The sequence below is a fragment of the Brevundimonas sp. genome (assembly GCF_003248455.1).
Taxonomy (GTDB): domain Bacteria; phylum Pseudomonadota; class Alphaproteobacteria; order Caulobacterales; family Caulobacteraceae; genus Brevundimonas.
Map to the genome: position 1 here is coordinate 40,461 of NZ_QFNM01000008.1, position 12,018 is coordinate 52,478.

Consider the following 12,018-nt stretch of genomic DNA (forward strand, 5'->3'; position numbering starts at 1 on the left):
GCATCTCGCAAAACAGGTCGCCGATTCCGAAAGGGGTCGCGGCCGAGACGAAAGGGGCTTCGTCCCGACATGCTGCAAGGCATAGCCTTCTATCTGCTGGCTGCGGTCGCCACGGTTTCCGGCCTTCTGGTCGTGACCGCGCGCAACCCCGTGCACAGCGTGCTCTGGCTGATCCTGGCCTTCTTCTCCTCGGCCGGCCTGTTCGTGCTGCTGGGGGCCGAGTTCCTGGCGATGCTGCTGGTCGTCGTCTATGTGGGCGCGGTCGCGGTGCTGTTCCTGTTCGTCGTCATGATGCTGGACGTGGACTTCGTGAAGCTGCGCGAAGGCTATGCGCGCTATCTGCCGCTGGGGGCCGTGATCGCCGCCGTGCTGCTGGCCGAGATGATCATCGTGTCGGTCGCCGTGGTGCAGGGCGGGGCGGCGGCGGGCCTGCCGGCGCCGGGCGCGCCGGACGCCAGCGTCACCAATGTCGAGGCCATCGGTCGCGTGCTCTACACCGACTACGTCTATTTCTTCCAGGCGGCCGGGATCGTGCTGCTGATCGCCATGATCGGCGCCATCACCCTGACGCTTCGCCACAAGCCGCATATCAAGCGCCAGAACCCGGGCGATCAGGTGAACCGCGACCGTCTCAAGTCGGTCGAGATCAAGCCCGCCGCCACGGGCGAAGGCGTCAGCGCCGAGGAGCTTCTGTGATGATCGGTCTGACCCATTATCTGACGGTCGCCGCGATCCTGTTCACCATCGGGGTGTTCGGCATTTTCGTGAACCGCAAGAACGTCATCATCATCCTGATGTCGATCGAGCTGATCCTCTTGGCCGTGAACATCAACTTCGTCGCCTTCTCGACCTATCTGAACGAGATCAGCGGACAGATCATGGCGATGTTCGTCCTGACCGTCGCCGCCGCCGAGGCCGCCGTCGGCCTGGCGATCCTGGTGACCTTCTTCCGCAACCGCGGCGACATCGCCGTCGACGACGCCTCCGTGATGAAGGGCTGAGCGTGAACTTCCACACCCTTATCATCCTGGGGATATTCGCCCCGCTGCTGGGCGCGGCCATCGCCGGCTTCTTCGGACGCCGGATCGGCAATATCCCGTCGCAGGCCATTACCACCGGCCTGCTGTTCTTCTCGTGCGCCGTGGCCTGGACGGTGTTCGGCCAATGGACTTGGGGCCATCTGGAGCCCTTCACCATCCGCCTGGCGCCCTTCATCAATGTGGGCGACTTCCAGTCGGCCTGGTCGATCCGCATCGACGCCCTGTCGGCGACCATGCTGATCGTGGTGACGAGCGTGTCGTCGCTGGTTCACCTGTATTCCTGGGGCTACATGGCCGAGGACGACAGCCGGCCGCGCTTCTTCGCCTATCTGTCCTTGTTCACCTTCATGATGCTGGCGCTGGTGACGGCCGCCGACTTCATGCAGATCTTCTTCGGCTGGGAAGGGGTGGGGCTGGCGTCCTATCTGCTGATCGGTTTCTGGTTCAAGAAGCCGACGGCCAGCGCCGCCGCCATCAAGGCCTTCGTCGTCAACCGTGTAGGCGACTTCGGCTTCATCCTGGGGATCATGACGATCTTCTGGATGTACGGCACCATCAACTTCGCCGAGCTGTTCCCGCTGATCGCGACCAAGGCCGGTACAACGTGGGAGTTCCTGGGCGTCCAGTGGTCCGCGCTGGATTTGGCCGGATTCCTGCTGTTCATCGGCGCAATGGGCAAGTCGGCCCAGTTCTTCCTGCACACCTGGCTGCCGGACGCGATGGAAGGTCCGACGCCGGTGTCGGCGCTGATCCACGCGGCGACCATGGTCACGGCCGGCGTCTATATGGTCTGCCTGTTGTCGCCGATCTATGAGTATGCGCCGGGCGCCTCGCAGATCATCGCCATCATCGGCGCGATCACGGCCCTGTTCGCCGCCACGGTCGGCCTGACGCAGAACGACATCAAGCGGGTGATCGCCTATTCGACCTGTTCGCAGCTGGGCTATATGTTCTTTGCGGCGGGCGTCGGCGCCTATCAGGCCGCCATGTTCCACCTGTTCACCCACGCCTTCTTCAAGGCCCTGTTGTTCCTAGGCGCCGGTTCGGTGATTCACGGGATGCATCACGAGCAGGACATGCGCAAGATGGGCGGCCTGTGGAAGCTGCTGCCCGTCACCTATGCGGTGATGACCATCGGCACCATCGCCATCACCGGTCTGGGCATCCCCGGCGTCGGCGGCTTCGCCGGCTTCTATTCGAAGGATTCGATCATCGAGAGCGCCTACGCCTCGGCCGCCGGCGGCCACAGCGCAGTGGGCCTGTTCGCCTTCTTCGTCGGCATCATCGCCGCCGGCCTGACCGCCTACTATTCGTGGCGTCTGGTCTTCATGACCTTCCACAACAAGCCGGTGTGGAAGGAAGAGGGGGCGCATCACGCCGACGATCACGCCACGGACGCGCAGTTGGAAACCCACTCCGAGCCGCTGCCCGACGCCGACGATCACGGCCATGCGGTCGCCCATGCCGCGCATGACGATCACGCCCACGACGATCACGGCCATCATGGCCCGCTGCATCCGCACGAAAGCCCGCCGGTCATGCTGATCCCGCTGATCCTGCTGTCGGTCGGGGCGGTCGCCGCAGGCTTCGTCTTCGCGCCGCACTTCATCGGCCACCACGAACACGAGTTCTGGCGCGGGGCCATCTTCACCGGCGAGCACAACCACGTCCTGCACGAAAGCCACTCGGTCCCGACCTGGGTGAAGTGGTCGCCGCTGATCCTGACGCTGATCGGCACGGCCTTCGCCTACTGGATCTATGTCGCCCGTGAAGGCATGGGCGCACGGATGGCGGCGCGCGACGGCGTCATCTACCGCTTCCTCTACAACAAGTGGTATTTCGACGAGTTGTACGACTTCGTGTTCGTGCGCGGCTTGCGCGCCATAGGGAACTTCTTCTGGAAGATCTGCGACGTGAAGATCATCGACGGGCTGGGGCCGAACGGCGCCGCCTGGGTCTCGCTGAAATCCGCCGCTCGACTGGCCAAGATCCAGTCCGGCTATGTCTATCACTACGCCTTCGTGATGCTGCTGGGGGTCGCCGGTCTGCTCACCTTCGCCATCCTCGCGTGGGGAGCCTGATCTCGTGCCCTACATTCTGAGCCTCGTTACATTCCTGCCCCTGGTCGGGGCCCTGGCGATCTTCTTCGCCCGGCTGACGTCCAAGACTGCGGACGCCGCCGCGCCGGCCGCGCGCTGGATCGCGCTGATCACCACTCTGGTCGTGCTGGCGGTCTCGGTCGTGCTGGTCGCCGGCTTCGATCCGGCGAACACCGGCTATCAGTTCGTGGAACTGGTCCCCTGGTTCGCGGGCGCCAGCTATCACCTGGGCGTCGACGGGATTTCGGTCCTGTTCGTGCTGCTGACCGCCTTCCTGATGCCGATCTGCATCCTGGCCAGCTGGAAGTCGGTCGAGACGCGCGTCGTCGAATATATGATCGCCTTCCTGGTGCTGGAGACGCTGGTCATCGGGGTGTTCACCGCGCTGGACCTGTTCCTGTTCTACATCTTCTTCGAAGGCACCCTGGTCCCGATGTTCCTGATCATCGGCATCTGGGGCGGTCAGAACCGGATCTACGCGGCCTACAAATTCTTCCTCTACACCCTGCTGGGGTCGGTGCTGATGCTGCTGGCCATGCTGTGGATGGCGCACGAAGCCGGCACCACCAGCATTCCCGAACTGAAGCGCTTCGCCTTCGACCCGGCCGTCCAGCCGATCCTCTGGCTGGCCTTCTTCGCCTCGTTTGCGGTCAAGATGCCGATGTGGCCGGTTCACACCTGGCTGCCCGATGCCCACGTCCAGGCGCCGACGGCCGGTTCCGTCATCCTGGCCGGCATTCTGCTGAAACTGGGCGGCTACGGCTTCATCCTGTTCAACGTGCCGATGTTCCCGCAGGCGTCGGAGATGTTCCGCCCGCTGGTCTTCACCCTGTCGGTGATCGCCATCGTCTATACGTCGCTGGTCGCCTGGCGTCAGACGGACATCAAGAAGCTGATCGCCTATTCGTCCGTGGCCCACATGGGCTTCGTCACCCTGGGCATCTTCTCGGGCAACGACATCGGCATGCAGGGCGCCATCTTCCAGATGATCAGTCACGGCCTGATTTCGGGCGCGCTGTTCCTGTGCGTCGGCGTCGTCTACGACCGGATGCACACCCGCGAGATCGCCTTCTACGGCGGCCTGACGTCCAGGATGCCGTGGTACGCCGCCATCTTCCTGATGTTCACCATGGCCAACGTCGGTCTGCCGGGCACCTCGGGCTTCATCGGCGAAGTGCTGACCATGACCGGCGCCTATCACGCCTCGACCTGGGCGGCGCTGGTGGCGGCGTCGGGCGTGATCTTCTCGGCGGTCTATGCGCTGACCCTCTATCGGGCGGTCATGTTCGGCGAGATCACCAATCCGAAGCTGGAAACCATAGCCGACATCGACAAGCGCGAACTGCTGCTGTTCGTGCCGCTGATCGTCGGGACCCTCTGGCTGGGGGTCCATCCGGCCTCCGTCCTCGATTACACCGGGCCTGCCGTCGAGGCCCTGACCAGCGCCTATCGCGCCGCGATCGGCGGGTGAGACTTAAAGATGCCTGATCTGTCCTCCGCCCTGCATCTCGCCGCCTCGGAAGTCACCCTCGCGGTCGGCGCCCTGGTCCTGCTGATGGTCGGCGCCTTCGTCGGCGACAAGAGCGCTCGCCTGGTGTCCATCCTATCGGTCCTGCTGCTGATCGCCGCCGCCGTTGTCGCCATCGTCGGCCCGTGGGGCGTGGCCTTCAACGGCGCCTATGTCGCCGATCCGCTGGCCATCTACGCCAAGAGCCTGATCTATCTGTCGGCCGCCGTCGCGGTCGTGCTGGGCGACGGTTGGATGGCGCGCACGCGCATCGCCAAGTTCGAATATCCGGTCCTGATCGTGCTGGCCTCGGCCGGCATGGGCATGATGGCGTCCTCGGGCGACCTGATCTCCATGTATGTCGGGATCGAGCTGCATTCGTTGGCCCTCTATGTCCTGGCCGCCTTCCACCGCAACGACGTCAAAGCGTCCGAAGCGGGTCTGAAGTATTTCGTCCTGGGCGCCCTGTCGTCGGGCCTGCTGCTGTACGGCGCCAGCCTGATCTACGGCTTCGCCGGTTCGATGCGGTTCGAGGACATCGCCGCCGTCGCCGCCGACAATCCCGGCCCGGGCCTGGTCTTCGGCCTGGTCTTCCTGATCTGCGGCCTGGCGTTCAAGGTTTCCGCCGCGCCGTTCCACATGTGGACGCCCGATGTCTACGAAGGCGCGCCGACGCCGGTCGTGGCCCTGTTCGCCACGGCGCCCAAGGTGGCGGCCATGGTGCTGATCGCCCGCGCGCTGGAAGCCGGTTTCGGCGACGCCCACGCCCAATGGTCGCAGGTCCTGATCGCCATTTCGGTGATCAGCTTCGTCGTCGGCGCCTTCGGCGGCCTGGCGCAGAAGGACATCCAGCGTCTGCTGGCCTATTCGTCGATCGCCAACATCGGTTATGCCCTGCTGGGCATTGCGGCGGGAACGGCCGAGGGGCTGCAGGCCATGCTGATGTTCATGACGCTCTACGTCATCGACCAGCTCGGCTTCTTCGCCATTCTGCTCAGCCTGTCCAAATCGGGCCGGCCGATCCGGCGCATCGCCGATCTGGCCGGTCTGAAGAAGGACCGTCCGCTGACGGCTGTCGCCCTGACGGCGCTATCGCTGTCGGTGCTGGGAATGCCGCCATTCTCGGGCTTCTGGGGCAAATACTATGTGTTCGGCGCCGCCGCCGATGCGGGCCTGTGGCCGGTCGCCGCCGCCGGTCTTGTCGCCTCGGTCGTCGCGGCCTTCTACTATCTGCGGATCATCAAGCTGATGTGGTTCGATGCGCCGGTCGACGACATCGCCACCGACAAGGCCCCGGCCGAGGCCCGGTGGGTCGGCTGGGCCTGCGCCGCCTTCGCCTTCCCGTTGGTGATCGTCGGTCTGACCTGGCTGGAGCCCCTGACCAAGGCCGCGAGCGCCGGCTTCGGAAACGGGTAGGGCGTTGACGCCCGCTCCCCTGGTCATCCTCGAGGAGATCGACTCGACCAACGCCGAGGCGCGCCGCCTGGCCGAGGCCGGGGAAGCCGGGCCGCGCTGGATCGTGGCCCGCCGCCAGACCGCCGGTCGCGGGCGGCGTGGCCGCAAATGGGAGACGGAGCAGGGCAACCTGGCCGCCACCCTGCTGGTCACGACGCCGCGTTCGGCGGCGGAGGCCGCCCAGGCCACCTTCGTCGCGGCCCTGGCCGTCGCCGATCTGCTGGACGTTTTCGTCTCGCCCGCCCTGGTGACGATCAAATGGCCCAACGACGTCCTGCTGGACGGAGTCAAGGCGTCGGGCATACTGGTTGAGTCCGGGCGGCATGGGAACGGCGACCTGTGGCTGGCCATCGGAATCGGCGTGAACCTGGCCCATGCGCCGGAAGGCACCGAACGGGGCGCGACCTCGGTCGCCGACCGCCTGCGCGCCGATCTGACCTATGTTCCCCCCATCGAGGCCGCCGCCGAGATCCTGGCCGAGACCTTCGCCGTCTGGTGGGGCCGCTGGCAGACCTTGGGCTTCGAGCCGGTGCTGGACGCCTGGACCAGCCGTCTGGTCGGTCTGAACGGCCCCTGCACGGCGCGCCTGGACAATGAGACGATCGAGGGCCTGGCCGAAGGGGTGGAGCCGGACGGCGCCCTGCGTCTGCGTCTGGCCGACGGTTCAGTGCGGCTGATTTCCGCCGGCGACGTCTTCTTCGGGAAGACCGTCTGATGCTTCTGGCCATCGAGCAGGGCAATACCAATACGCTGTTCGCCGTTCACGACGGGCGCGACTGGATCGCCCAATGGCGCGCCGCGACGGAGGCCAGCCGCACGGCCGATGAATACGCCGTCTGGCTGAACCAGCTGATGGTGATGAAGGGCTTGCGGGTCGCGGACCTGACCGGATGCATCATCTCCAGCGTGGTGCCGCAGTCGATCTTCAACCTGCGCAACCTCGCGCGTCGCTATCTGAACATCGAGCCCCTGGTGATCGGTGAGAACGTCGAGCTGGGCATCGACGTGCGCATCGCCAAGCCCAGCGAGGCGGGGGCCGACCGGCTGGTCAACGCCATCGGCGCCAAGCTGGTCTATCCCGGCGACCTGATCGTGATCGACAGCGGCACGGCGACCACCTTCGACATCGTCGCCGACGACGGCGCCTTCGAGGGCGGGTTGATCGCGCCCGGCATCAATCTGTCGCTCCAGGCCCTGCACGAGGCGGCGGCCAAACTGCCGCGCATCGCCATTCAGCGGCCCGAGCATGTGATCGGACGCGGCACGGTCGAGGCCATGGAATCCGGCGTCTTCTGGGGCTATGTTTCGCTGATCGAAGGCCTGGTCGGGCGCATCAAGGCCGAATGGGGCAGGCCCATGACGGTCATCGGCACCGGCGGCGTCGCCAGCCTGTTCGAAGGCGCGACCGACAGCATCGACCACTTCGATTCCGACCTGACTATCCGCGGCCTCCTCGCAATCTGGCGTCGCAACGCCCATCTGACTGACTGAATGAAAAAGCAAAACCAAGACGAACTCGTTTTCCTGCCGCTGGGCGGCTCGGACGAGGTCGGTATGAACCTGAACGCCTATGGCTTTGGCCCGGAGGCGAACCGTGAGTGGGTGGTCGTCGATGTCGGCGTCACCTTCGGCGACCTGTCGACGCCGGGCGTGGACGTCATCGTGCCCGATCCCACCTATCTGCAGGGCGAGACGATCAAGGGCATCGTCCTGACCCACGCGCATGAAGATCACATCGGCGCGCTGGGCTGGCTGTGGCCGCGCATAAAGGCCCCGGTCTATGCGACGCCTTTCACCGCCTATCTGATCCGCGACAAGCTGCGCGAGCGCGGCATCCTGGACGAGGTCGAACTGATCGAGGTTCCGCTGGGCGGCACGGTCGATATCGGACCGTTCGGCGTCACCTTCGTCAACATGACCCACTCGATCGCCGAGCCCAGCGGCCTGGCCATCGACACGCCGCTGGGCCTCGTGTTCCACACCGGCGACTGGAAGATCGACGACCAGCCCGTCATCGGCCGGCAGACCGACGCCCCCGCCATCCGCGCCCTGGGCGACGAGGGCGTGCTGGCCATGGTCTGCGATTCCACCAATGTCTTCGTGCCGGGCGTCGCCGGGTCCGAGGGCGATGTCGCCGTGGCCCTGTCCAAGCTGATCTCGACCCTGAAGGGCCGCGTCGCCGTTGGCTGTTTCGCGTCGAACGTCGCGCGCATGGACAGCGTCATCCGCGCGGCCGAGGCCTGCGGCCGTCGCGTGGCCCTGGCCGGGCGGTCGATGCACCGGATCACGGCCGCAGCCAAGCACGTCGGCATGTTGCAGGACGTCAAACCCTTCCTGTCCGATGAGGAGGCCCGCGTCTGGCCCGCCGACCAGATCCTGTATCTGTGCACGGGCAGCCAGGGCGAGGCGAGGGCCGCGCTGTCGCGCGTCGCCGACGGGACGCACCCGACGGTCAAGCTGGGCCTGGGCGATCACTGCATCTTCTCGTCGCGCCAGATTCCGGGCAACGAACTGGCCATCGGCAATCTGCAGGACCGCCTCGCGGACAGGGGCGTGCGCCTTTACACCGAGAAGGACCATCCCGGCATCCACGTTTCGGGCCACCCCTGCCGGGACGAACTGAAGCAGATGTACGAATGGGCGCGGCCGCAGATCGCGGTGCCGACCCACGGGGTGCGTCGCTTCCTGCTGGAACACGCCAACCTGGCCAAGGAGGTCGGGGTCCAGGAGACCGTCACGCCGCGCAACGGCGACATGGTTCGCCTGGCGCCGGGACCGGCCCAGATCGTGGACGAGGTTCCCAACGGTCGCCTCTATGTCGATGGCGGGATGCTGGTCACGGAGCAGGGCGAGGCGCTGAAGGAGCGTCGCCACGCCTCCACCAACGGCGTGCTGATCGTCAGCTTCGCTTTGGACAAGCGCGGGCGCATCGTCAGCGACATCGACATCCGCAGCGTCGGCCTGCCCGGCGACCTGCAAAAGCCGCTGGGCGACGTTCTGGACGACCTGGCCGAGCGGGTCGAGCAGGTGGTCAAGGGCCTGAAGGGCGAAGCGCTGGAAGACGAGATGGTCATCGAACAGGCCATTGCGCGCGTGCTGAAAAAGGCCAGCCAGCAGGTCTGGGATCGCCGCCCCATCGTCGAGACGGTCGTCCTGCGCGTCTGATGCAACCTTGACCGTTCGGGCGCATTGTCTGCGCTCGAACCCTTGGGGCGCCCGATGTGGAACAAGCCGAACCGCGCGGACCGTGTGTTGGATCGGGTTCGCCATGCCCGCCATCCGCTGCATGGCTGGCGGCGCTGGGCGGTGATCGCGGGGCAGGGCCTGGCGGGATTCGTCGTGCTGTTCGCCCTGGTCAATCTGACGCTCAGCCTGTCGACCTTTCGCGGCGAAGACCCGTTCACCCGCACGGTGCACGAATTGCGCGTGCTGTGGTTCAGCCCGCCGCCCGGCCAGCCGATGCCGCCGGGCGCCTTTCCGACCGTCTATGGCCGCGATCTGGGGCCGGCGCCCGACACCGCCGCCATCCATGCCTTTCTGGAGCGCGAGGCCGAGGACGGCGTCTTCCTGCTGGACCATGTGATGGTCGATCGGGTCCTGAAGCTGAACGGCCGGGTCGACGCCCGCAGCCTGCCGGTCGGCGTCTATGTCGGCGCCCACGCCCTGGGGCCCGACGGTCTGCCTTTCGTGCCGGTGACGAAGTTCCTAGCGCACTATCTTCTGTTTCCGCGCCACGCCTATATTCTGGTCGTGCCCGAGCAGGGGCCGGCCATCGCCTTTTCGGCCAGCCAGAACGCCAAGTTCGGCATCGACATCCATCCCGACCGCCTGTCCGCCGAAGTCGCGCCCTTCACGCCGGAAGCCTACGACTTTCCCAGTTCGGGCGAGGCGCTGCACGAAATGACGCGCATCACCGACGATCCCGCGCGGGTCGCCGGCGCGGTCGGGGCGCTGAAAGGAGCGCAGGCGCGGCTGGAGAAGGAAGGCCTGACCTATGGCCTGCTGGCGCCCAACTCCAATACGGCGGTCGGTTGCGTGCTCCAGGGATCGGGCGCCATCACCGAGCAGGCGCGGTCGTCCATCCTGCTGGCCCTGCGCGCGCCGGGCTTCGGCGCCCGATGCGATTAGCGGTCGCGACAAGGTCGCCGGTTCGGCTATAGGCGGGGCTGTGGCTGCATACCCGCCTGCTGCGTCCGACTGGCGCGACGGCCAGGGCTTGTCGGTCTTCTGTCGGCAATCTTGCGAGGTCCGTCATGCCTATCGGCCCCCTGACCATGATCGGCATCTACATCATCGTCTGGTGGACGGTGCTGTTCGCGGTTTTGCCGCTCGGCACGGCGCACGAAACGCACGAGCCGCCGACCGACGGCGCCCAATGGGGAGCGCCCGCGACGCCCAATTTGAAAAAGAAGTTCCTGACCACCACCTGGGTCGCCGCCATCGTCTGGGCCTTCGTCATGGTGCTGATCTTCACCGGCTGGCTGCCGCTGCCCGACTTCTCCAGCGCCCCGGCGGTCTAAACCGCGCAACCGGCCTAGCTTTCGCCCCGGTCCAGCGGCTAAAGCCTTGGTTCGTCTCTACGCCTAGGATTCAAGACCATGCGCTTGTCGCGCTATTTTCTGCCCACGCTGAAGGAAGCCCCGTCGGACGCCCAGATCGTGTCGCACCAGCTGATGCTGCGCGCCGGGATGATCAAGCAGGAGGCCGCCGGCATCTACGCCTGGCTGCCGCTGGGTCTGAAGGTGCTGCGCAAGATCGAGCAGATCGTACGTGAAGAGCAGATGCGGGCCGGCGCCGTCGAACTGCTGATGCCGACCCTTCAACTGGCCGATCTGTGGCGGGAGTCGGGACGGTACGACGCCTATGGCCCCGAAATGCTGCGCATTACCGACCGGCACGAGCGCGAACTGCTGTACGGCCCCACCAACGAGGAGATGATCACCGACATCTTCCGGGCCTATGTGAAGTCATACAAATCCCTGCCGCTGAACCTGTTTCATATCCAGTGGAAGTTCCGCGACGAGCGCCGCCCGCGTTTCGGCGTCATGCGCGGCCGCGAATTCCTGATGAAGGACGCCTATTCCTTCGACCTGGATGAGGCTTCGGCCCGTGTCGCCTACAATCGGATGTTTACGGCCTATCTGAACACCTTCGCCCGCATCGGCTTGAAGGCCGTGCCGATGCGCGCCGACACCGGCCCCATCGGCGGCGACCTGAGCCACGAGTTCATCGTCCTGGCCGAAACCGGCGAGAGCGAGGTCTTCTGCGACCGCAAACTCGTCGAGATGCCCGCGCCCGGCGACGATTTCAGCCCGGAAGCCGTGCAGGCCGTCTTCGACGAACGCACCGCCCTCTACGCCGCCACCGAAGAGATGCACGACCCGGCCCGGTTCGAGGCCGAGACAGCGGAGGGCGACCGCCTGTCGGCGCGCGGCATCGAGGTCGGGCACATCTTCTATTTCGGCACGAAATACTCCGCCCCGATGAAGGCCAAGGTCGCAGGGCCGGATGGCCAGGACGCCGAGGTCCATATGGGCAGCTATGGCGTGGGCGTCTCGCGCCTGCTGGGCGCCATCATCGAGGCCAGCCATGACGACGGCGGCATCATCTGGCCGGACGCCGTAGCTCCGTTCGACGTGGTCGTGATCAATCTGCGCGCCAATGACGAAGCCGTCTCTGCCGCATGCGAGGACGCCGTCGCCCAGCTGGAGAAGCTCGGCAAGGACGTGCTGTACGACGACACAGACGAGCGTCCGGGCGGCAAGTTCGCCACCGCCGATCTGATCGGCGTGCCGTGGCAACTGACCATCGGTCCCAAGGGACTGGCGGACGGCGTGGTCGAGCTGAAGCGTCGCGCTACCGGCGAGAAGGTTTCCGTGCCGCTCGCAGAAGCTATCGAAAGGCTGACCGCTTGAGC

General features: G+C 65.9%; 11 protein-coding genes. All 11 read left to right on the top strand.

Annotated features, from left to right (window positions below; genetic code table 11):
• The first annotated feature begins 69 nt into the window (after window positions 1-69).
• The 11 genes from DI624_RS04765 to proS all read left to right on the top strand — a co-directional run bounded on the left by DI624_RS04765 (window position 70) and on the right by proS (window position 12,016).
• Window positions 70-696, top strand: coding sequence for an NADH-quinone oxidoreductase subunit J (locus DI624_RS04765; RefSeq protein WP_291536342.1), 627 nt, complete (start codon window positions 70-72; stop codon window positions 694-696).
• Window positions 696-1,001, top strand: coding sequence for an NADH-quinone oxidoreductase subunit NuoK (nuoK, locus tag DI624_RS04770; protein ID WP_017503985.1), 306 nt, complete (start codon window positions 696-698; stop codon window positions 999-1,001). Before DI624_RS04765 ends, nuoK begins: the two co-directional genes overlap by 1 nt.
• A 2-nt stretch (window positions 1,002-1,003) precedes the next feature.
• Window positions 1,004-3,121: an NADH-quinone oxidoreductase subunit L gene (gene nuoL / locus DI624_RS04775; RefSeq protein ID WP_291536343.1), complete on the top strand. Its 2,118-nt coding sequence runs from the start codon at window positions 1,004-1,006 to the stop codon at window positions 3,119-3,121.
• A gap of 4 nt (window positions 3,122-3,125) precedes the next feature.
• The gene (locus DI624_RS04780) at window positions 3,126-4,610 is read left to right on the top strand and encodes an NADH-quinone oxidoreductase subunit M (protein WP_291536345.1); all 1,485 of its coding nucleotides are present in this window, start codon (window positions 3,126-3,128) and stop codon (window positions 4,608-4,610) included.
• Between the two features lie 9 nt (window positions 4,611-4,619).
• A complete protein-coding gene (gene nuoN, locus DI624_RS04785; RefSeq protein ID WP_291536346.1) occupies window positions 4,620-6,062 on the top strand; it encodes an NADH-quinone oxidoreductase subunit NuoN in 1,443 nt (480 codons plus the stop codon).
• Window positions 6,063-6,066: 4 nt separating this feature from the next.
• A complete protein-coding gene (locus DI624_RS04790) occupies window positions 6,067-6,816 on the top strand; it encodes a biotin--[acetyl-CoA-carboxylase] ligase (protein WP_291536347.1) in 750 nt (249 codons plus the stop codon).
• The gene (locus DI624_RS04795) at window positions 6,813-7,592 is read left to right on the top strand and encodes a type III pantothenate kinase (RefSeq protein WP_291536380.1); all 780 of its coding nucleotides are present in this window, start codon (window positions 6,813-6,815) and stop codon (window positions 7,590-7,592) included. The genes DI624_RS04790 and DI624_RS04795 overlap by 4 nt, the downstream gene beginning before the upstream one ends.
• Window positions 7,593-9,266: a ribonuclease J gene (locus DI624_RS04800; RefSeq protein ID WP_291536348.1), complete on the top strand. Its 1,674-nt coding sequence runs from the start codon at window positions 7,593-7,595 to the stop codon at window positions 9,264-9,266.
• 84 nt (window positions 9,267-9,350) lie between these two features.
• Window positions 9,351-10,229, top strand: coding sequence for a hypothetical protein (locus tag DI624_RS04805; protein WP_291536381.1), 879 nt, complete (start codon window positions 9,351-9,353; stop codon window positions 10,227-10,229).
• A 125-nt stretch (window positions 10,230-10,354) separates the two neighbouring features.
• On the top strand, window positions 10,355-10,621 hold the full coding sequence (locus tag DI624_RS04810) for a DUF1467 family protein (RefSeq protein WP_291536349.1): 267 nt from the start codon (window positions 10,355-10,357) through the stop codon (window positions 10,619-10,621).
• Between the two features lie 78 nt (window positions 10,622-10,699).
• A complete protein-coding gene (proS, locus tag DI624_RS04815) occupies window positions 10,700-12,016 on the top strand; it encodes a proline--tRNA ligase (RefSeq protein ID WP_291536350.1) in 1,317 nt (438 codons plus the stop codon).
• Window positions 12,017-12,018: the final 2 nt, after the last annotated feature.

What these genes read in the sequence shown, in the direction of transcription:
- DI624_RS04765 (WP_291536342.1), top strand. Translation starts at nt 70, where the DNA reads ATGCTGCAAGGCATAGCCTTCTATCTGCTGGCTGCGGTCGCCACGGTT.
- nuoK (WP_017503985.1), top strand. Translation starts at nt 696, where the DNA reads ATGATCGGTCTGACCCATTATCTGACGGTCGCCGCGATCCTGTTCACC.
- nuoN (WP_291536346.1), top strand. Translation starts at nt 4,620, where the DNA reads ATGCCTGATCTGTCCTCCGCCCTGCATCTCGCCGCCTCGGAAGTCACC.
- DI624_RS04800 (WP_291536348.1), top strand. Translation starts at nt 7,593, where the DNA reads ATGAAAAAGCAAAACCAAGACGAACTCGTTTTCCTGCCGCTGGGCGGC.
- DI624_RS04810 (WP_291536349.1), top strand. Translation starts at nt 10,355, where the DNA reads ATGCCTATCGGCCCCCTGACCATGATCGGCATCTACATCATCGTCTGG.
- proS (WP_291536350.1), top strand. Translation starts at nt 10,700, where the DNA reads ATGCGCTTGTCGCGCTATTTTCTGCCCACGCTGAAGGAAGCCCCGTCG.